Below are 20,593 nucleotides of genomic sequence, written 5' to 3' on the forward strand. Positions count from 1 at the left end.
TGCCAGAAAGATCTAACTGCCGCGATACGTTGAATAAGAATACGGACTGATCAGCAGCGGCAGATGGTAATGATCCTGATCACCGGAGATCACCACATCAATGATCGCCGAGTGATACAGCGTCTCACGACCGGTGGCGGTGAAATACGCGCCGATATCCGCACACAACCGGTAATGCCCGGAGGTGACCGGTTCCGGCGTTAATTTTGCGGCGCGGCCATCGGCATCGGTTTGGATTTCACTGATGATCGTGACGTTCTGCCCTTCAATACATTCCAGCCAGACGCGCACATTCGCCGCGGGCTGCCCTAAAGACGTATCGAGAATATGGGTAGTGATGCGGGTCATTATTGAAATATCTCCTTTAAACGCAGCAGGGTAATTTCTTTGAGTTGTTGCGCCGTTTCCTGATCTTCAGCCTCCGGCGAATTCTGTAGCCGCCGTTGCAGATTATCAAGGATCTCCTCTGAACTGCGCCCTTTAGCGCGGATCAGAAACACCCGCCCGAAACGCTGTTCATAACGCAGATTCCCCTCGTGCAGTGCATCAATCACTGCCTGCTGGCTGATATTGAGCGTCGCCTGTTCGCCACGGGAAAGCTGCGCTTCTTTACTGGCACCGGCGGCGCGTTCACCGATACGCGGGTGCGCCGACAGCGCCTGAGTAATATCTTCCGGCTGCCAGTTTTCGCAGGCCGCTCCGGCGCTGTGCAATACGTCTTGCACAGAAGCATAAGGCCGCGCATCGCTGACGGTTTTCGCCCACGACGGGATATTCACCAGCGGGCGTAACAACGCAACGGCTTCGAATTCGGATAATGCGTTGAATTCTTCAAAGGTCATAAATGTCCCTCAGCAAAGCTCAGCACCGTATTGATATACGCCTGCACCGCGTAAGCCACGTCGCCGGTGGTGACCGATTCATCGGGATGATGGCTGATGCCGTCCTTGCAGCGCACAAACAACATGCCGACCGGCCAGCATTCAGCGATAGCAATCGCGTCATGCCCTGCGCCGCTTGGCAGCGACATCGCCTGCCCCTGTAAATGCAAAACACTCTGGCTGAGACGATGCTGTAAACCGTCGTTACATTCAGTCGCGCTGATGCCATAAAACTGTTCGGCGGCAAACGTCAGCCCGCGACGTGCAGCAATATCGCGGCCCTTCGCCAGCAGCGTTTCCAGCAGTGCCGATAAATCATCATCACGCGGTCCGCGTACATCCAGCGACAATTTCACCTGTCCCGGAATGACATTCACCGCACCCGGCAGGCATTCCAGCGTGCCCACTGTCGCCACCAGATTGCGGCCGGTGGCGGTGGTGATACTTTCAATGGCCAGCGTCCATTCGGCGGCGGCAGTCAGCGCGTCCTGACGCTGCCCCATCGGCACGGTACCGGCATGACCGGCGTGACCGGTAAATTCACAATTCAGGCGACGCGCGCCGTTAATCGCCGTGACCACGCCGAGCGGCACATCCGCCGTTTGCAGGCACGGCCCCTGCTCGATGTGCAATTCCAGGTAAGCGCAAAAGTCGCTGACCGCACGCTGTGATGCGCCGATTCTCAGCGGATCCAGCCCGACATCACGCATCGCCTGGGCGACCGAAATCCCCTGCGCGTCCTGACGTTCCAGCCAGTCCGCGGGCCAGGTACCGGTCAGTCCACGACTGCCGAGCAGCGTGATGCCAAAACGTGTGCCTTCCTCATCGCAGAACCCGACAATTTCCACCGCCATCGGCAAACGAATGCCGTTCTGATGCAAATGCGCCACCACCTCCAGCGCGGTCAGCACGCCCAGCGGGCCGTCGTAACGCCCGGCATTACGCACGCTGTCGAGATGTGATCCCAGCAAAATGGCCGGTGCTGTCGCATCCAGCCCGTCATAGCGCCCGCAGATATTGCCGACGCTGTCCTGCCAGACACGCATCCCGGCGGCAGTCATCCACTCGCCCACCTGTCGGTTAGCCTGCAAATGTTCCGGCGAGAGATAGACGCGGGTCAGTTGTCCCGGCGTTTCGCTGATGGCGGCGAGCGCATCGCAACGCGCCATCACCCGTTCAGCGGCAAGCTTTGCGCTTTCTGAAACCGCAGCCAGCGTAAAAGCTTCAGCCATTACTGACCTCCCGCGTAATGATCCCAGGCACCCTGCGCCCCTGCGCCGTATTTCGATGCAAAGCCGAGACGGTTGAGCACCGCTTCAAGCGCCACCAGCGTTTGCAACACGCAGTCTTTACGCGCGTTGTAACCCATGGTGCCGATACGCCAGATTTTCCCGGCCAGCGGACCAAATGAGGTGCCGATTTCAATGCTGAAATCATTAAGCATCATCTGGCGAACCTGTTCGCCGTGGATGCCCGGTGGAATGACTACGCCGAGCACGTTGCTCATGCGGTTATTCAGGTCGCCGAACACTTCCAGCCCCATGCCCTGAATGCCTGCCAGTAATGCGCCGCCGTGTAATTTATGACGGGCGATGCCGGTATCCAGCCCTTCTTCCAGAATGATGCGCGCACATTCACGCGCCGCAAACAGCATGCTGGTGGCTTCGGTATGGTGGTTAAGACGCTCCGGCCCCCAGTAATCCATGATCATCCCCAGATCGAAATAGTTGGAGTAGATCATCTCGTCGTCGCCATCAGCATGGTCGGCGGTACGGATACCTTGCTCGACACATTTACGGCGGCGGATTTGTTCTTCAAAGCGCGGGCTGATGGTCACCGGCGAACTGCCTGACGGACCGCCGAGGCATTTTTGCAAACCGGCAGATACGGCGTCTAAACCCCATGCGTCGGTTTCCAGCGGGTTACCGCCAAAGGACGCCGTGGCATCGGAGTAGAACAGCACACCGTGACGGTGGCAGATTTCACCCAGTTGCTCCAGCGGCTGCAACATGGTGGTGGAGGTATCGCCCTGCACGGTCAGCAACCAGCGCGGTTTAACGGATTTAATCGCATCTTCGATTTGCTGCGGATCAAACACTTCGCCCCACGGCACTTCGAGGGTATGAACTTCCGCACGACAACGACGGGCAATTTCGCACAGCAGATGACCGAAACGACCAAACACCGGCACCAGCACTTTGTCGCCCGGACGGATACCGGAAAGCAGCACGGCTTCGATACCGGCGCGCGAGGTGCCGTCGATCAGGAACGTCCACTGATTGTCGGTTTTGTACAAGGCGCGGTACAGCGCCATCACTTCGTTCATGTAGCCGGTCATCACCGGATCATATTGCCCGACCAGTTGACTCGCCATCGCCCGCAGTACGCGCGGATCGGCATTGATGGGTCCCGGCCCCATCAGCAGACGGGTTGGCGGGTTGATTTGTCCGGGAGAGATGAAATCTGACATAGTTAATCCTTTACGATGTTAGCTTGCGGCAGCCTCAGTAAGGCCGCGTACGGATGCTATAAATTGTTTTAACTCCGGCGTTTGCGGATTGGCAAACAGCGCCCGGCTTTCGCCCTGTTCCCACACGGTGCCCTGATGCATAAACACCACGCGGTCGCCCACTTCGCGGGCAAAATTCATTTCGTGTGTCACCAGCACCAGCGTCATACCTTCTTTCGCCAGTTGCTCGAGCACTTTCAATACTTCGCCGACCAGTTCCGGATCCAGCGCCGAGGTGATTTCATCACACAGCAGCACTTTCGGGTTCATGGCCAGCGCACGGGCAATCGCCACGCGTTGCTGCTGGCCGCCGGAAAGATTCGACGGGTAATAATCCATGCGATCCGCCAGACCGACTTTCGCCAGCATCTGCGCGGCCAGTTCACGGCATTCGGCAGCGGACTTTTTCAGCACGCGGCGTGGCGCCAGCATGACGTTTTCCAGCGCGGTCATGTGCGGGAAAAGATTGAAACTCTGGAACACCATGCCCACGGAACGGCTGATGTCACGCGCCTGAGAATCGCGGTCGGTAATGGTCATCCCGCCGAGTTTGATGCTGCCTTCCTGATAGCCTTCCAGCCCGTTCATGCAGCGCAACAGCGTACTTTTGCCTGAACCGCTGCGGCCGATGATCGAAATCACTTCGCCGCTATCAATATCCAGATCCACGCCTTTCAGTACGTGGTTCTGACCGTAAAATTTCTGAACCTGGTTGATGGTGATCAGTGGCATTACTGTTTCTCTCCACGCAATGATTTTTCTAAATGCTGGCTGTAACGGGACAGCGGATAGCACATCAGGAAGTAGCCCAGCGCCACTAATCCAAACACTTTGAACGGCTCATACGTCACGTTGTTCAGCATCGTTCCGGCTTTGGTCAGTTCGACAAAACCGATAATCGAGGCCAGCGCGGTCCCCTTCACCACCTGCACGGAAAACCCGACGGTCGGCGCGATAGCAATGCGCAACGCCTGCGGGGTGATCACCCGCCATAACGTCTGACCGAAATTCAGGCCGAGACAGCGTGACGCTTCCCACTGGCCTTTCGGCAGCGCGGCAATACTGCCGCTCCAGATATCCACCAGATAAGCGCTGGTATACAGCGTCAGCGCCAGCGCGGCGGCGGTCCACGGGCTGACATTGATCCCAAACAGGCCAAGCCCGAAGAAGGCCAGGAACAGCTGCATCAGCAGCGGCGTGCCCTGAAACAGCTCGGAATACAGACGGACAAAAAGCGTCGGCCAGCGGCGTTTGGTGAGACGCAGTAACAGCAACGGCAACGTCACCAGCGTGCCGCCGATAAAAGCGGTCAGCGACAACAATAACGTCCAGCGCGCCGCCAGCAGGAGATTGCGCACAATGTCCCAGTCGGTGAAGATCATCATCAGTTTTCACTCCCAAAGACACGGCGTCCGGCCAGCAGCAGCAACTGACGCATCGCAACCGACAGCAATAAATAAAACAACGTGGTGACCAGATACACTTCAAAACTGAGGAAGGTGCGCGACTGAATTAAGTTCGCGGCAAACGTCAGTTCTTCATAGGACACCTGCGATACCACGGAAGATCCGAGCATCACGATAATGCACTGGCTGACCAGCGACGGATAAATGCGTTTCAGCGACGGCGGCAGCACGATGCGCAGAAACGTCTGACTGCGGGTTAATCCCAGCACGCGCCCGGCTTCCCACTGACCTTTCGGCGTCACCTGAATACCGGCGCGGATAATCTCCGTGCTGTAGGCGCCGAGGTTAATCAGCATCGCCAGCAGCGCCGCTTCACCGGCAGTCATTTTCAGGCCAATGGCTGGCAGGCCAAAGACAATGAAAAACAGCTGCACCACAAACGGCGTATTACGGATGGCTTCGACATACACGCCCCAGACCGCACGCAGGGTTTTATGGTTGCCGCAGCGGATGGCCGCGCCGCAAATCCCTATTGCGACACCGCCAACCGTTGCCATTACCGTCAGCTCAATGGTGGTCCATAAACCGGCCAGCAGTTCCGGCATATAAGGCCATAGCGCGCTAAAGTTAAGCTGATAGGTCATGAAAGATCTCCGTCAGGCCTCTGATCACGCGCCGATGGACGCTGGCAGCGGTGCCTTCATCCATTTTTCAGACAGTGTATTCAGCGTCTTGTCTTTGATGCCTTCGGCGATCAGTTCATTCACTTTGTCTTTCAGCGCGGGTTCGTCTTTACGCAGACCGACGTAGCATGGTGAATCTTTCAGCATGACTTTCGAAACCGGTGCTTTGGCCGGGTTCATGCGGGCAATCGCGGCGACCACCAGGTTGCCGGTAGCGATGTATTCCACCTGGCCGGAAAGGTATGCAGACAGCGTGGTGTTGTTGTCTTCATACCGCTGAATTTTGGCATCTTTCGGTGCCACGCCGGTCAGTGCCAGATCTTCCACCGCGCCACGGGTCACGCCGATGGTTTTACCGGACAGTTCTTTCAGGTCGGACAGTTTGTCACCCTGGGCACCAAACACGCCGAGGAAGAACGGTGCGTAAGCGTTGCTGAAGTCGATGACTTTTTCGCGCTCAGCGTTTTTACCCAGGCTTGAAATCACCAGATCGACTTTATCCGTTTGCAGATAAGGCACGCGGTTGGCGCTGGTGACCGGCACCAGTTGCAACTTAAGTTTCATCTTATCGGCCAGATAATGCGCCATATCGATGTCATAACCTTCCGGCTGCAAATCCTTGCTCACCGAACCAAACGGCGGGAAATCCTGAGGAACAGCCACACGCAGCACGCCACGTTTCTGAATATCCTGCAACTGATCCGCCATTACGCTGGATGCCTGAAGCACCAGCATTGCCGCACCTGCCCATGCCAACAGCCGTTTGTTCATGTTCATAGATTATCTCCGGTGAAAGGTTTTTGGAACGATAGATTCTTATGTTTATAGCTTTGCAACGAATGTGCCAAAAGCCGTGCAGCAGAAAAATTGTGCACAAAGTCACGGTATGACAAGGAATTAGACAATGAGAGGCGCGATCAGAAGAGGTTTTTTTGCCCTGAATCAGGGCAAAAAGCGTGAACCAATGAAAAATATGATGCACTGAAATTGTGCGCAAGCACCAGAAAAGCGCCCGATTTGTTCTTCAAACGGGAATCAGCGCTGCTCCAGCTCATCCAGATCGTTATACAAATCGCTTATCTGATGAATACGCTGGCGGCCTGAAGCGAGCATATCGTGCAGCAATGCATTGCTGAGCAAATTCGCCAGACTCATGGCAGAAGAATAACTGTCGAACGCCGATACGCTGTCGAGCGGAGCAGCCAGATGCCAGGTTGCCAGCGGGATAAGTGTCTGCGCCTGCGGCTCGCAAATCAACAACACCGGCACGCCAAGTGACTGTAACTGCATCAGAATTGCCTTCGCCATGCGCGGCCTGCGGCGGAAAGCGACGAATATCACCACGTCCTGCGCGGTAAGATCCACCAGTTCTTCCGCCAGCGTTTGCCCCGGCTGCGGCATTATCATCACGCCAGCGCGCACCTGAATCAGTTGCTGACGCAGGTGCAGCGCCACCGGGTAACTGTTACGAAAACCCAGCAAACGTACTTGCCGCGCCTGATTCAGGGCGGCGATCAGCGCACCGAACTGGGTGCCATCAATCTGGTTAATCCACTGCGTCAGGTTGGCCATTTCCTGTTTATAGTGCCGTGATAACAAGGTGTTACCTTGCACTGCGTCGCGGCTGTCGGTCAGCGGCATCCCGCTCTGGCGCAGGGTGCGCATTTCATCGCGCATATCGCGGTAGCTCGGGTAACCGAGGCGTTTGAACAGGCGGCTGACCGTGGCTTTCGATACGCCGCTAAGCCGCGCCAGTTCGGCGCTGTTATAGCTCATCAGGTCGTCAATACTGGCAAAAATAAAGTCGGCCACCCGCTGTTCCTGCGGCGTCAGTTCTGCGTAATGGTCACGCAGACGCTCATCAATCTGTTTCATCTCTGGCCCTTTTGTAACCAATGTTTCAGTAAATCAGCGGAACATACCATGCACTATGCTTGCCAATGCAAGAGAAATTAGCGCTAAAGCTGCAAGGTTTTGCCGATGTGGAACACCTCTTGCTTAACTTTATCCCTACGCGCCCACAACCCTGCAAGCACGGGCAGCATAAAAAAGCGTTTCTAAAAAGGACATCGCATGATTAACAGTAACAGCGCACCGCTGGGCATGGCGGTCACACCTCATCATCTGGCGAGCCAGAGTGCGCTTGCGGTATTGCGTGAAGGCGGCAATGCCATCGAGGCCATGGTGGCTGCGGCCGCGACGATTGCCGTGGTCTATCCGCACATGAACGGGCTGGGGGGCGATGGCTTCTGGCTGATCGTGCCGCCGCAGGGCAATCCGGTGGCGATAGACGCCAGCGGTGCCGCAGGCTCCCTCGCCTCTCTCGATTTCTACGCCGGTGAAACGCACATTCCGCACCGTGGCCCGAAAGCCGCGCTGACGGTAGCGGGTACCGTCGGCGGCTGGCAGGAAGCGCTGAATGTGTCGGCTGAATTTGGCGGCGAGCAAAAACCGCTCTCCCGCCTGCTGCGTGACGCCATCCGTTATGCCGCTGATGGTATTCCGGTGACGGCATCGCAGGAAGCGGCGACCCGCGCCAAGCAACACGAACTGAAAGATTTCCGCAGCTTTGCCGATGTTTTTCTGCCTAACGGCGATGTGCCCCGCGCCGGAAACCGCTTCACTCAGCCGCAACTGGCGCAGACGTTATCGATGCTGTGCGAGGACGGGCTGAACAGTTTCTATCGCGGTGAGCTGGCCGACAATATGGCCGCCGACATGGAAAAGCTCGGCATGCCGGTGACCCGCGCGGATCTCGCGGCTTACAGGCCACAGCGCCGTGTGCCGTTGCGGCTCAAACACAGTAAAGGCGAAATCTACAACCTGACACCCCCGACGCAGGGGCTGGTTTCGCTGGCGATCCTCGGCCTGACTGACCGTTTGCCGCTGGAAACCATGGACGAAAGTGCCACCATTCACAGCGTGGTGGAAGCCACCAAACTGGCGTTCGGTCTGCGCGATCGCTTTATCACCGATCCGCGCATGATGACGCAGGATGCACAGGAACTGCTGGATCCACAGTATCTCGATGCTCTTGCGACCCGCATCAAACCACACAGCGCCGCCGACTGGGGTAAAGGTAAAGGGCCGGGCGATACCGTCTGGATGGGCGTGATGGACAGCAGCGGGCTGGCGGTTTCTTTTATCCAGAGCATTTATCACGAGTTCGGCAGTGGCGTGGTGCTGCCGGGCAGCGGCGTGTTGTGGCAAAACCGCGGCGCGTCCTTCAGCCTTGATGCCGGTCATTTACTGGCGCTGGCACCGGGCAAGCAACCGTTCCATACCCTCAACCCTGCCGCCGCACGCTTATACGACGGGCGCACCATGGTTTACGGCTCAATGGGGGGTGACGGCCAGCCGCAAACGCAGGCCGCCGTGTTTATCCGCCATGTAGTACAGGGGCAATCTTTGCAACAGACGATCAGCGGCCCGCGCTGGCTGCTTGGCCGTACCTGGGGCGAGAGTTCGGATTCACTGAAACTCGAAGGCCGTTTTGCCTATCCGACGCTGGCCGGGCTGAGGCAGCGTGGTCACGACGTCGAACTGTTGCCGGATTTCAGTGAAGCCGTCGGTCACGCCGGTGCCATCGTTCGTCACACCAACGGCATGTTTGAAGGTGCCTCCGACCCGCGCAGCAACGGCAGCGCCGCCGGTTTTTGATCAGGGTTTGCATAACAGAATGGATAAGGAAGCAGAATGAAAAATACCTCCGCAGCGACCGACTGGGCCGCCTATATCCGCCAGATGGAATCCGTTCTGGCGCTGGAACTCGACGACGCACGCCGTCAGGAATTGCTGGTGCAGTTCAGCCGCATTGCCCAAATGGCACAACCGCTGATGGATTTACCGCTGGATCCGCGTCTGGAAATTGCCGGGGTGTACCGCGCATGAAATCGTTTGATAGCTTTACCGTCAGCCAGTTACATCAGGCGATTGCGCAGGGCGAAATCTCGGCCACAGAAATCGCCACCTCCACGCTCGACGCCGTTGAACAGGCCAATCCGGTCATCAACGCCTGGACGCAAATCACCGGCGATCGCATGCTGAGTGAAGCAGCGAAAGTGGATAAAAGCCGCGCCAGCGGTGCCGTACTTCCGCCGCTGGCGGGCATTCCTTATGCGGTGAAAAACCTGCTGGACGTGGCCGGTGAAGTGACGCTGGCCGGTGCCAGCCTCAACAGCAGCAACGCCGCTGCACGCCATGACGCCTGGACGGTTTCACGCCTCGCGGCACAGGGCGCGATGCTTTCCGGCATGCTGAATATGGATGCTTACGCCTACGGTTTCACCACGGAAAACAGCCATTATGGTGCCACCCGTAACCCGCGGGATCTGGCGCGCGTGGCCGGAGGATCTTCCGGCGGTTCAGCCGCCGCCGTGGCTGCCGGGCTGGTGCATTTCACCCTCGGCAGTGATACCAACGGCTCGATCCGTGTGCCGTCCTCATTAAGTGGTATTCTCGGCCTGAAACCGACCTTCGGGCGGATTTCACGTCGCGGCAGCCAGCCGTTTGTCGCCAGCCTCGATCACATCGGCCCGATGGCACGTTGCAGCGAAGATTTGTCGCAGGTCTATGACGCCATACAGGGCACGGATCCGCAGGATCACTTTCAGGCTGACAAACCTGTCACAGAAACATTTTCCCAGCTTAAGCGCGGGCAACAGGGCCTGCGCAGCGCCGTACTGGGCGGATACTTTTCTCTCTGGTGTGACGACCACGCCAAAGCAGCCGTACACCGGATAGCGCAGGCACTGGAAGCCCAGGAAGAAATTGAAATGCCACAGGCCGGGCTGGCACGATCCGCCGCGTTTATCATCAGCGCGTCGGAAGGCGGCAATCAGTACCTGCCAAAACTGCGCAGCATTCCGGAACAGTTTGAGCCACTTTCACGTGAGCGTCTGCTCGCTGGCGCAATGATCCCGGCGGCATGGTATGTTCAGGCGCAGCGTTTCCGTCAGCAATTTCAGCAGCAAATCTTGCCCTTGTTCGATCATTGGGACATTCTGATCGCCCCTGCCACGCCGTGTCCGGCAACGTTGCTTGGTCAGGAAACCATTCGCATCAACGGTCAGGATCTGCCGACACGCGCCAACATGGGCATGCTCACGCAGCCAATTTCGTTCCTCGGCTTGCCGGTGGTGACGGTGCCGGTCACCACGTCGACCGGCCTGCCGATAGGATTACAATTGATTGCGCCACCGTGGCGCGAAGATCTCTGCCTGCGTGCCGCCTGGGCACTTGAGCAGCAGGGAATAGTGAATGTCAGCAGTTCTCCGGTGATGCCCGCGTAACAACCCGCATCCCCGTTTTCCCAGGGTGAAGTGAAAAGAGTAAAGAGAGTCACTATGAAAACTGAACATATCGACCGCCCGGCGATCCTCGCCGAAATGAATGCGGCGTTTTATCGCTATGAACAGGCGCTGATCACCAACGATACCGCCGTACTCGACGAACTGTTCTGGCACGACCCGCGTACCGTGCGCTATGGCGCGGGAGAGAATCTTTATGGCATTGACGCCATCCGCGCATTCCGCACAGCGCGATCGTCACAAGGGTTAGACCGGGAACTGGTCAACACGACTATCACCACGTTTGGCGATGACATGGCGGTCGCCAGCACAGAATTCCGCCGGGAAGGCAGCGACAAGATTGGTCGTCAGCAGCAAACGTGGGTGAAGATGGCGAGTGGATGGAAGATTGTGGCGGCGCATGTGAGTCTGATGGTTTGACCGAACCAATGGGCGGTTCAGCTTTGGAAAGCTGAGGAAACTGTTCTTTTCCAGGAATGGACGGTGACAATTTCGGTTCCCACCGAGGGGAAATCTGAACGGTGATAATTTCGGTTTCTCAATAACAGCGATCACTTATCGCGCTGCGCCGAAACCGCCCAAAAGGGGAAAGTGCTTTTCCCCTTTTGGATTTCCCCTCGCTGTTACAACACGCGCTTCGCTCGCTGGCTATGTTCCAGTTACCACCATGACAGGCTGGAAATCTTGCCGCTCTGCGGTTCCTTCTCTCGGTCTTCGAGCCATAGGTCTCGAAGCCGCTCCGTTCAGCAAGATTTCTGAATCGCCCGTGGGCTTTTTAAAAAAATATAGTGAGGTTGTGAAGTTGAAGCCTGAGGCCGGTTCCAAAATCGCGCCGGAGGAGAGGTGGAAAACCGCGCGTCTTTTTGCGCGGGTTGTAACCCGAACGGAGGGCACCGCGGAGCGGCGGGATTTTGCGGCTATCACTATGGCTTATGAAACATAGCCAACGAGCAGAGCGCGCAGTGAAAGAGCCTGGGATTCTTAAGGGGTGCGGCGATAGGCGCCCCTTAAGGCCAGTTTGGGCGGCGAGCCCAAGGTTTTGAATTTGAATTTGAATTTGAATTTGAATTTCGAGATTAAACACCGAAATGTTTAACCCAATGGTCGGCAATGTCCTGCCGCTTACACACCCACACGCGATCATGCGATTCGACGTAATCGAGAAACCGCTGTAAAGCGCGAAATCTCCCCGGGCGTCCCAGGATCCGACAATGCATCCCAATCGACATCATTTTCGGTGAGGTTTCACCCTCGGCGTACAACACGTCAAATGTGTCTTTCAGGTAGGTATAAAACTGTTCGCCGGTGTTGAAACCCTGCGGAGAGGCAAACCGCATGTCGTTGGTTTCCAGCGTGTAAGGGATGACCAGATGCTGCCTGGTTTCGCCATTTTCCAGTTTTACCGGCGTCCAGAACGGCAGGTCATCGCCATAATAATCGCTGTCATACTGCAACCCGCCCGATTCCACCACCAGCTGACGGGTGTTCGGGCTGTCGCGTCCGGTATACCAGCCGGACGGCGCTTTGCCGAACAGGTCACGCAGCACGGTGATGGCTTTTTGCATGTGCTCCGCCTCTTCGGTTTTGCTCATGTCCTGATAATGGATCCAGCGCCAGCCGTGGCTGACAACATCGTAATCCGCTGCTTTGATCGCACTGACGATTTCCGGATTGCGAGCCAGTGCCATCGCCACGCCGAAAACGGTCAGCGGTAAGCCGCGTTTCTGAAACTCATTGTGGATGCGCCAGAAACCCGCACGCGAACCGTATTCGTACAGCGAATCCATCGACATGTGGCGGTCGGGGAAACTGGCGGCACCGATAATGTCCGATAAAAATTGTTCAGAACCGGCATCACCATGCAGAACGTTATTCTCTGCGCCCTCTTCATAATTGAGGACAAACTGTACCGCAATGCGCGCGTTGCCCGGCCAGTTAGCGTGGGGCGGGCGTCCGGCGTAACCGATTAAGTCGCGCGGGTAAGCATCAGTAAAACCGTATTCAGTATCAGACATAGTGTTCTCTCAGATTCAGCCCGGCAAAACGGCCAGACAAGGGTTTTTCCAGCGGATAATCCAGATCACCGTGTTTACTGGTCGTCAGGCGAAGAGCCGCCAGTGACTCGACCATTTTGACCGCCGCGCTGACGCCATCGATCACCGGTATATGCAGCTCGCGCGTCAGTTCCTGCGCCAGATCGGCCATTCCGCCACAACCGAGCACGATCGCCCCGCTGCCGTCAGATTTTTTCGCCGCGATACACTGCTCGCGCACTTTTTCCTGCGCCAGCCCGCTGCCGTCTTCCAGTGATAACACCGGCAGATCGATGGCGTGCAAGGCCGCGCAATGGCGTTCGAACCCGTACTGATGCAGTAAATGCCGGGCGATCGTCAGTGTGCGCGGCAAGGTCGTCACGATAGAAAATCGCGTCGCCAGCATCGTCGCCAGATGCATTGCCGCTTCCGCAATACCGATAACCGGCGCATGCGCCAGCTCGCGGGCAGCCAGTAATCCGGGGTCACCGAAACAGGCAATAATATGGCCGTCGACACCGGCATCGCGCCCGGCTTTTATCTGCTGCAACACGCCCAACGTGGCAATCGCTTCATCGAAGTGGCCTTCAATTGACGGCGCACCTTCTTCAGGGCAAACGGCCAGAATTTGTGTATCCATCCCCGCAACCGAGCGGGCAGTTTGCGCCATCACTTCGGTCATCGCCTGGCTGGTGTTCGGATTGATCAGTTGTATACAAAGTGATTTGACCATCAGCCTGGCTCCTTACCTGCAACCGGCTTCTGAACCGCAAATATCTGCGCAAAATCGGGGGTCTGCCCGTTATGTTGCTCAAAACGCAGACTGGCGACGATGGTGTCGAAATGATGCGCCATGCTTGCCGTCAGCCCGGCGACGTCGCGCTTTTTCAGCAACTCAATAAGGTCGTCATGATCATGGCAACGGCAGCCCTGTTGCCACGGTGCGCCCCAGGCAGCAATCGCCAGCGAGGAACGCAGGGTCAGTTGCGAGACAGATTCAGTCAGCACTTTATTGCCGGAAATAGCCTGAAGCTGAACATGGAAGGCGGCGGAAAGGCGGATCGCAGCGGCACCGTCACGTTCATCGTGCGCGCGCTTTTCTTCCTGCACCAGTTTTTTCAGCGCCACCAGATGTGGCGACTGGCAATGCGCAATCACCAGCGGCAGGTTGGCGCACTCCAGGATTTTACGGGTTGCGAAGACATCGCGCGATTCTTCAGCGTCCGGCGTGGTGACATGCGCACCACGCTTGGGCAATAACGTCACCAGTTGCACTGCGGCAAGGCGCTGCAGGACGCGGCGAATCCCCGTGCGGCTGACTGAAAACACCTCAGCCAGCGCTTCTTCCGGCAATTTACTGCCCGGCAAAAGCTGGTGTTCCACAATAGATTTCACCAGCGCGTTATAAATATGGTCGTCCTTATCCTCGGTAAAATAGGCCGTATTAAGCCCGTTCCAACTGGTCATTGCCGTTACTCCGTATACCGTTCGAGAATTTAATCGTATACATAAAAGTTAATTTTTGTATACAAAAAATGAAATTTGGCCTGATTCATGCAGTGCTCCTGTGACTGCTTTTTAACTTTTGGCAGCCGGCATCCGGCTTCCGACTTTCACATGTTGTTTATGACAGGAGCACGATTTATGCCAAATCAGGAAATCACCTCCGCCACGGCGTCATCAGAACAGAGCGCCGGGATCATCAAACCTTATTACAGCCCGAAGCTGTGTAACGATGATTTAGCGCCCACCCGTGACCAAAACTGGAGCTGGTACAACATATTTTCTTTCTGGATGTCCGATGTGCACAGTATGGGCGGCTATGTGGTGGCCGCGAGCTTCTTTACGCTCGGCCTGACCAGCTGGCAGGTTCTGCTGTGTTTGTTGTGCGGGATTTGTATCGTGCAGATTTGTGCCAACCTGGTGGCGAAACCGAGCCAGCAGGCCGGTGTGCCTTACGCGGTCATTTGCCGTCAGGCATTTGGCGTATTCGGGGCGAATATACCGGCAGTGATCCGCGGGCTGATCGCTTTCGCCTGGTACGGCATTCAGACCTATCTGGCGGCTAATGCGTTAATGCTGGTGCTGCTCAAATTCTTCCCATCGCTGACACCTATGACCCTTCCGCACTGGCTGGGATTGTCGGCGCTGGGATGGGTGTGTTTCGGCATTATGTGGGTGTTGCAGGCGATGGTGTTCTGGCACGGGATGAGCGCGATTAAGCGTTTTATCGATGTGGCGGGTCCGGCGGTATATGTCGTTATGCTGATGCTGGCGGGCTGGATTTTGTATAAAACCGGGCTGAGCAATATCTCCTTTACGTTATCCACCAAAACCCTGACGGTCGGCCAGCAAGGCTGGGAAATGCTGACCGCCACGGCGCTGGTAGTGTCTTACTTCTCCGGTCCGCTGCTGAACTTCGGCGACTTCTCACGTTACGGGAAAAGCATGGGCGAAATCCGTCGTGGTAACCGCTGGGGCCTGCCGTTTAACTTCCTGCTGTTCTCGATTGTGACCGTAGTGATCGTTTCAGGGACACAATCACTGTTCGGGCAGATGATCACCGATCCTATCGAAACCGTCAGCCGTGTGGGTAACAGCGTGGCTGTGGCGCTCGGCCTGCTGACCATGATCATCGCGACCATCGGTATCAATATCGTGGCGAACTTCGTGTCTCCTGCGTTCGACTTCTCTAACTGTTCTCCGCAGAAAATCAGTTTCCGTACCGGCGGGATGATCGCCGCAGTCGGTTCTGTTCTGCTGACACCGTGGAACCTGTTCCAGTCACCGGAAATTATCCACTATACGCTGGACGTGCTGGGATCCTTTATCGGGCCACTGTTCGGGATTTTACTGGCGGATTATTACCTGATTAAACGCGGTCATATGGATGTGGATGCGCTGTTTAACGCCACGCCTTCCGGCCGTTACTGGTACCGCAACGGGTTCAACCCGAAAGCGATTGCCGCGCTGGTGCCGGCGGTGGTGATTGGTCTGGTGATAAGCTTTACGCCGAGCCTGCATCAGGTAGCGAACTTCAGCTGGTTTATTGGTGCCTTCCTGGCTGGCGGTTTCTATCGTTACATCGCCCGTCATGATCGTGCGACCAGCGGTGCAATTGGCTATATGAAAACCGAAGCGGAATAACAGGAAGGAAATAGCCAGGACGGCTGAAACGACGAAGCCCTGAGTGATTTCTCACTCAGGGCTTCTGAATAGTGGCGGAACGGACGGGGCTCGAACCCGCGACCCCCTGCGTGACAGGCAGGTATTCTAACCAACTGAACTACCGCTCCGCGTTGTGTTCTGGTTAAGAACGGAGCGGATATTAAGGAATGGCCGCCGTTACGTCAATGCTTTTCCTGATATTTTCAATCAACCGCACAGTTTTTCCGCAGGCTGGACAATTTCAATCCAAAAGTCAGAAAAACGGCTTACGAACGCCACAAACAGCTACCGCCCTTTTTCACCACTAAATCTAAACGCTCTTCATGCCACGCCAGTTCCTGATCAGTGGCGGCGATGACTTTTAACCCGGAGGCTGGCCGCGCAACACGCTGGATCCCCAAGCCGTCAGCGCCAGTATTTTGCTCGCCTTCGTGGGTGAATTTAATGCTGGTCTGGCCGCCGGTCATCATCAGATAGACTTCGGCAAGAATCTCGGAGTCAAGCAACGCGCCATGGAGCGTACGCTTGCTGTTGTCGATCAGGTAGCGATCGCTCAGCGCATCGAGGTTGTTACGCTTGCCCGGGAACAGCTTGCGCGCCATGGCCAGGCTGTCGGTAATTTTGCAGAACGTCTCGGTTTTCGGCAGATTACGGCCGAGCATGTCGAACTCGTAATCCATAAAGCCGATGTCGAACGTCGCGTTATGAATGACTAATTCGCCGCCGCGAATGTATTCAATGAAGTCGTCGGCCACGTCGGCAAACGTCGGTTTATCAGCGAGGAATTCATCGCTGATACCGTGAACGCCAAAGGCTTCCGGATCCACCAGACGATCGGGTTTGAGATAAACATGGAAATTGCGCCCTGTCAGGCGGCGGTTAACCACTTCAACAGCACCGATTTCGATAATCCGGTGCCCTTCATAATGGACGCCGAGTTTATTCATACCGGTGGTTTCGGTATCGAGAACGACGATCCTGTTAGAGGTGTTTTGTAAATCCATGGCTCATTATCCAACGCTGACAGTCAATTACAGAAACGATCTGCCCGGCGCGAGACAGGGTGACGCGCCGGGCACTTTTTCTTACGCAGGGATTTGCTGTGTAATGCAGTGGATGTTACCACCACCCAGCAGAATTTCACGGGCAGGAATACCCGTGATTTTGTACTCAGGATACATTTCACCCAGCAACTTCTCAGCTTGCTTATCCGTTTTAGCGTCGAGCAGCGGGAAGATAATGTGGTTGTTGCTGATCAGGTAATTGACGTAAGACGCCGCCAGACGGTTACCTTCCACACGCTCAATGGCTGTGCCCGGCAACACCCCGATCGTTTCTTCCGCAGTGGCATGCATAACCGGAGGTGAGGGCATTTTCCAGATTTTCAGGCTGCGCCCTTTGGCATCTTTCGCCGCTTCCAGCACTTTCAACGCTGCCGCCGAACGCGCGTACTGCGGGTCCTGCTGATCGTCAGTCCAGTGCAATGCAACTTCTCCCGGACGCACGAAGCAGCACATGTTATCAATGTGACCGTCTGTTTCGTCGTTAAATACGCCGTCTTCCAGCCAGATGAATTGCTTAACACCGAGGAGTTCCCGCAATTTCGCCTCAATCTCTGCCTTCGACAAATCAGGATTGCGGTTAGGATTGAGCAAACATTCAGCGGTGGTCAGCAAAGTGCCTTCACCATCAACATGAATGGAGCCACCTTCCAGTACCAGATCCGTTGAAACATAAGGAATGTGATGATAGTTCGCCACCTGACGCGCCACCCGCTGATCACGCTCCCAGCTTGAGTAAAGGCCACCGTGCAAGCCGCCCCATGCGTTGAATGTCCAGTCAATTGCCAGACGTTCACCTTGCGGATTGACCACAATGGTCGGGCCGGTATCACGCATCCACGCATCATCGCTTTCCATTTCCACCAGCGTAATTTGTGCTGGCATCACTTCGCGTGCATTTGCCATTTCTGCTGCCGGAACCGCCATAAATACCGGCGTTTTGGTCGCAATCGCTGCCGCTACGTTAGCAAAAGCCAACTGGGCCGGACGCCCGTTAGAGCGCCAGTTATCGGTGCGATAAGGCCAGATCATCCAGACAGCCTGCTGCGCAGCCCATTCAGCGGGCATCGCAAAACCTTCAGCCTGAGGATTGATATCAATAGAAGACATCAGTTATTTCCTTGTTGAACCGTCGGACGTCGCGATTGCGCCATACATTTCAGGACGGCGGTCGCGGAACAGACCCCAGGATGCACGCTGTGCAGCGATAGCATCCAGATCAAAGGTATGAACCAGCACGGCTTCTTCCGTTTTGTTGGCCTGCTCAACCAGCGCACCGGTCTGATCAGCAATGAAGGAAGAACCGTAGAAGGTCATTTCATAATCAGGAATGAATTTGCTTTTTTCAGTACCAATGCGGTTTGAGGCGATCACCGGCACCAGATTTGCCGCAGCGTGGCCCTGCTGAACACGGGTCCAGTGTGGCTGGCTGTCAATTTCCGGATAGGCCGGTTCGGAACCAATCGCTGTCGGATAGAAGATAATTTCCGCGCCCTGTAATGCCAGACAGCGGGCAGTTTCCGGGAACCACTGATCCCAGCAGATACCCACGCCGATTTTCGCGTAACGGGTATTCCACACTTTGAAGCCGGTATCACCAGGAATGAAGAATTGTTTTTCCTGATAGGCCGGGCCGTTCGGAATGTGAGTTTTGCGATAGACATCCAGCACACTGCCGTCAGCATCAATCATGACCAGCGAGTTATAATAGGCGTTATTGCACTTCTCAAAGAAGCTCAGAGGAAGCACCACTTCCAGTTCTTTCGCCAGCGCAGAGAAATGGCGGATAAGCGCGCTGTTGTCCAGCTCCTGTGCCAGGCTGTAATGCTCAGGGCTCTGATCAATACAGAAGTAAGGTGCAGCAAAAAGTTCCTGAATCAGAATAACTTGCGCGCCTTTGGCATGTGCCTGGCGAACCAGCTTTTCGGCGTTAACAATATTATTTTCCAGATCCCAGCTGCAGCTCATTTGTGTTGCAGAAACCGTTACATTTCTCATCAGACATCCTTAAAGCATTGAAAAATTGGCAGTGAAAAAACCATGAAAGGCTCAACTCGCTCAGAGTTTTGAACTGGCACTCTGCATTTTCCTATTATATTGCAAAAGACAGCGCTCTCCAGCCAAAAGAGTGATGAATGCCCGGGCAACCTGTTACATCCCCCCGCTTTCAGACAGTTACACCTCAAGATATTGCTGTGCCCGGCACGGCGGTTTATGTCAGACTTGGTTTTTACATTTGATGAAAGAGCCTGCCAGATATGACCAAACAGGTAGAAATTTTCACCGACGGCTCCTGCCTGGGTAATCCCGGCCCCGGCGGTTTCGGCGCGATTTTACGCTATAAGCAACACGAAAAAGAGTTCAGCGCGGGTTTTCGTCTGACCACCAATAACCGCATGGAAATGATGGCGGCGATTGTGGCGCTTGAAGCTCTGAGCACACCATGCGAAGTGACGCTGAGCACCGACAGCCAGTATGTTCGTCAGGGGATCACATTGTGGATCCACAACTGGAAAAAACGTGGCTGGAAAACTGCCGATAAAAAACCGGTGAAAAACGTCGATTTGTGGAAGCGTCTTGATGCCGCGATCCAGACGCATGAACTGAACTGGATGTGGGTGAAAGGCCATGCCGGACACCCTGAAAATGAACGCTGTGATGTGCTGGCGAAAGAAGCCGCAGGGAATCCGACGCTGGACGATTTAGGCTATCAGGCGGAGAATTAATTCCGCAGGCCCCACAGCCCATCCCAACCTTCCCCTTGTGAAAGGGGAAGGTGCAAGACTTCAGTCCCGATGCTCCTTCCGGTAACTCTTCGTTGCGCCCACCGCCTGCGGTATTTTCTGTTTCTGCGCAAGAACTTTTTTCGCGGTTGGCGTCAGCGGGAAAGTCCGTTTACGGGCAATAATCAGCGTCATGCACCCCAGCGCGGGAAGGTGCGTACTCAGCAATTTTCCGCCATTCTTTTTCCACGGCAGCACGTGAAAACGCCGGTGCACCATCACTTCATAATTAAGCAACGACAGCCAGTCGAGCAGACGCATTTGGGTAAACAAGCGGCTGCTGTACGGCTGACGTTTGCGAAAAAGCGGCATCAGTTTGCCAATGCCCAGCAGGCTGAGCGGATTAAAGCTACTGAGCACCATCCAGCCATCATCAATCAGCACGCGGTCCACTTCGCGCAGAATGCGGTGCGGGTCATCCGCGTAGGCCAGCGTATGGCTGAGCAGGCAGGCATCCACTGATTTTGCTGCGAAAGGTAAATGGTACGGATCACCCCGAACATGCAGCCCCTCGCCTTCCTGGGCAAAGTTTACCTGATGCGAGATCGGGCATGCCCGGGCGTCGATTTCGGCACTTAATGCGCCGATTTTCAGCAGGTGGAAACCGTAAAGTTTCCCCCACCAGGGTTGCAGTTGTTGCTCAAGCGCGGCACGGTAGTAGCCGCCGCACGGGATCTCATCCCAGGAAGCCGGAGCAACAATGGTCTTGCGGATGCGGGCTGGTCGCATAGTTTATTATCTTCTTTCAAGCAGTTGCCAA

The 20,593-nt window shown here is 55.8% G+C and carries 22 protein-coding genes and 1 tRNA gene; 6 read left to right on the top strand and 17 right to left on the bottom strand.

What is annotated here, in order from left to right; genetic code table 11:
* Positions 1 to 12: 12 nt before the first annotated feature.
* The 9 genes from uraH to AC1DUO_RS03130 form a co-directional block, all read right to left on the bottom strand.
* On the bottom strand, positions 13 to 348 hold the full coding sequence (gene uraH, locus AC1DUO_RS03090; protein ID WP_013574270.1) for a hydroxyisourate hydrolase: 336 nt from the start codon (positions 346 to 348) through the stop codon (positions 13 to 15).
* Positions 348 to 842: a 2-oxo-4-hydroxy-4-carboxy-5-ureidoimidazoline decarboxylase gene (uraD, locus tag AC1DUO_RS03095; protein ID WP_112197223.1), complete on the bottom strand. Its 495-nt coding sequence runs from the start codon at positions 840 to 842 to the stop codon at positions 348 to 350. Before uraD ends, uraH begins: the two co-directional genes overlap by 1 nt.
* Positions 839 to 2,113, bottom strand: coding sequence for an allantoate amidohydrolase (gene hpxK, locus AC1DUO_RS03100; protein ID WP_112197224.1), 1,275 nt, complete (start codon positions 2,111 to 2,113; stop codon positions 839 to 841). The genes uraD and hpxK overlap by 4 nt, the downstream gene beginning before the upstream one ends.
* A complete protein-coding gene (locus tag AC1DUO_RS03105) occupies positions 2,113 to 3,351 on the bottom strand; it encodes a pyridoxal-phosphate-dependent aminotransferase family protein (RefSeq protein WP_013574267.1) in 1,239 nt (412 codons plus the stop codon). Before AC1DUO_RS03105 ends, hpxK begins: the two co-directional genes overlap by 1 nt.
* 18 nt (positions 3,352 to 3,369) lie before the next feature.
* Positions 3,370 to 4,122, bottom strand: coding sequence for an amino acid ABC transporter ATP-binding protein (locus AC1DUO_RS03110; protein WP_037036540.1), 753 nt, complete (start codon positions 4,120 to 4,122; stop codon positions 3,370 to 3,372).
* Positions 4,122 to 4,772 (bottom strand): amino acid ABC transporter permease, encoded by a 651-nt coding sequence (locus AC1DUO_RS03115; RefSeq protein ID WP_477986497.1) that lies wholly within the window; start codon positions 4,770 to 4,772, stop codon positions 4,122 to 4,124. Before AC1DUO_RS03115 ends, AC1DUO_RS03110 begins: the two co-directional genes overlap by 1 nt.
* A gap of 2 nt (positions 4,773 to 4,774) precedes the next feature.
* On the bottom strand, positions 4,775 to 5,440 hold the full coding sequence (locus AC1DUO_RS03120; RefSeq protein WP_013574264.1) for an amino acid ABC transporter permease: 666 nt from the start codon (positions 5,438 to 5,440) through the stop codon (positions 4,775 to 4,777).
* Between the two features lie 24 nt (positions 5,441 to 5,464).
* On the bottom strand, positions 5,465 to 6,256 hold the full coding sequence (locus AC1DUO_RS03125; protein WP_037036542.1) for a transporter substrate-binding domain-containing protein: 792 nt from the start codon (positions 6,254 to 6,256) through the stop codon (positions 5,465 to 5,467).
* A gap of 258 nt (positions 6,257 to 6,514) precedes the next feature.
* Entirely contained in the window at positions 6,515 to 7,354 is an 840-nt protein-coding gene (locus AC1DUO_RS03130; RefSeq protein ID WP_037036543.1) for a MurR/RpiR family transcriptional regulator, read from the bottom strand.
* A gap of 198 nt (positions 7,355 to 7,552) precedes the next feature.
* Here AC1DUO_RS03130 and AC1DUO_RS03135 point away from each other — a divergent pair, with 198 nt between their 5' ends.
* Genes AC1DUO_RS03135 through hpxZ form a run of 4 tightly spaced genes read left to right on the top strand, consistent with a single transcriptional unit; the run spans position 7,553 to position 11,208 of the window.
* Complete coding sequence (locus AC1DUO_RS03135) at positions 7,553 to 9,139, top strand: gamma-glutamyltransferase family protein (protein WP_477986472.1); 1,587 nt, start codon at positions 7,553 to 7,555, stop codon at positions 9,137 to 9,139.
* A gap of 36 nt (positions 9,140 to 9,175) precedes the next feature.
* On the top strand, positions 9,176 to 9,370 hold the full coding sequence (hpxX, locus tag AC1DUO_RS03140; RefSeq protein WP_013574260.1) for an oxalurate catabolism protein HpxX: 195 nt from the start codon (positions 9,176 to 9,178) through the stop codon (positions 9,368 to 9,370).
* Entirely contained in the window at positions 9,367 to 10,770 is a 1,404-nt protein-coding gene (locus tag AC1DUO_RS03145; protein ID WP_223509681.1) for an AtzE family amidohydrolase, read from the top strand. Before hpxX ends, AC1DUO_RS03145 begins: the two co-directional genes overlap by 4 nt.
* Before the next feature lie 54 nt (positions 10,771 to 10,824).
* The gene (gene hpxZ, locus AC1DUO_RS03150) at positions 10,825 to 11,208 is read left to right on the top strand and encodes an oxalurate catabolism protein HpxZ (protein ID WP_013574258.1); all 384 of its coding nucleotides are present in this window, start codon (positions 10,825 to 10,827) and stop codon (positions 11,206 to 11,208) included.
* A gap of 656 nt (positions 11,209 to 11,864) precedes the next feature.
* Here the strand turns inward: hpxZ and puuE are convergent.
* From puuE to AC1DUO_RS03165, 3 genes are read right to left on the bottom strand one after another with little or no spacing between them, the layout of a single operon-like run.
* Complete coding sequence (puuE, locus tag AC1DUO_RS03155; RefSeq protein ID WP_112151331.1) at positions 11,865 to 12,803, bottom strand: allantoinase PuuE; 939 nt, start codon at positions 12,801 to 12,803, stop codon at positions 11,865 to 11,867.
* Entirely contained in the window at positions 12,796 to 13,554 is a 759-nt protein-coding gene (locus AC1DUO_RS03160) for an aspartate/glutamate racemase family protein (protein ID WP_217243981.1), read from the bottom strand. Before AC1DUO_RS03160 ends, puuE begins: the two co-directional genes overlap by 8 nt.
* A complete protein-coding gene (locus AC1DUO_RS03165) occupies positions 13,554 to 14,288 on the bottom strand; it encodes a GntR family transcriptional regulator (RefSeq protein ID WP_013574255.1) in 735 nt (244 codons plus the stop codon). The genes AC1DUO_RS03160 and AC1DUO_RS03165 overlap by 1 nt, the downstream gene beginning before the upstream one ends.
* A 177-nt stretch (positions 14,289 to 14,465) precedes the next feature.
* On the opposite strand from AC1DUO_RS03165, the gene AC1DUO_RS03170 reads away from it, so the two are divergent.
* A complete protein-coding gene (locus AC1DUO_RS03170; protein ID WP_013574254.1) occupies positions 14,466 to 15,968 on the top strand; it encodes an NCS1 family nucleobase:cation symporter-1 in 1,503 nt (500 codons plus the stop codon).
* A gap of 72 nt (positions 15,969 to 16,040) precedes the next feature.
* On the opposite strand, the gene AC1DUO_RS03175 is transcribed toward AC1DUO_RS03170, so the two are convergent.
* The 4 genes from AC1DUO_RS03175 to aguB form a co-directional block, all read right to left on the bottom strand.
* Positions 16,041 to 16,117 (bottom strand) — tRNA-Asp (locus AC1DUO_RS03175).
* A gap of 138 nt (positions 16,118 to 16,255) precedes the next feature.
* The gene (dnaQ, locus tag AC1DUO_RS03180; RefSeq protein WP_013574253.1) at positions 16,256 to 16,993 is read right to left on the bottom strand and encodes a DNA polymerase III subunit epsilon; all 738 of its coding nucleotides are present in this window, start codon (positions 16,991 to 16,993) and stop codon (positions 16,256 to 16,258) included.
* An 81-nt stretch (positions 16,994 to 17,074) separates the two neighbouring features.
* Positions 17,075 to 18,160 carry an agmatine deiminase gene (gene aguA, locus AC1DUO_RS03185; RefSeq protein ID WP_013574252.1) on the bottom strand — a complete coding sequence of 362 codons (1,086 nt, stop codon included), beginning with the start codon at positions 18,158 to 18,160 and terminating at the stop codon, positions 17,075 to 17,077.
* 3 nt (positions 18,161 to 18,163) lie between these two features.
* On the bottom strand, positions 18,164 to 19,048 hold the full coding sequence (gene aguB / locus AC1DUO_RS03190) for an N-carbamoylputrescine amidase (RefSeq protein ID WP_013574251.1): 885 nt from the start codon (positions 19,046 to 19,048) through the stop codon (positions 18,164 to 18,166).
* 260 nt (positions 19,049 to 19,308) lie between these two features.
* On the opposite strand from aguB, the gene rnhA reads away from it, so the two are divergent.
* The gene (rnhA, locus tag AC1DUO_RS03195) at positions 19,309 to 19,776 is read left to right on the top strand and encodes a ribonuclease HI (protein ID WP_013574250.1); all 468 of its coding nucleotides are present in this window, start codon (positions 19,309 to 19,311) and stop codon (positions 19,774 to 19,776) included.
* A gap of 60 nt (positions 19,777 to 19,836) precedes the next feature.
* Here rnhA and AC1DUO_RS03200 read toward each other — a convergent pair whose 3' ends face one another.
* On the bottom strand, positions 19,837 to 20,562 hold the full coding sequence (locus tag AC1DUO_RS03200) for a class I SAM-dependent methyltransferase (protein ID WP_013574249.1): 726 nt from the start codon (positions 20,560 to 20,562) through the stop codon (positions 19,837 to 19,839).
* Between the last annotated feature and the right edge of the window lie 31 nt (positions 20,563 to 20,593).

It is taken from the genome of Rahnella sp. P4_A8, assembly GCF_056402435.1.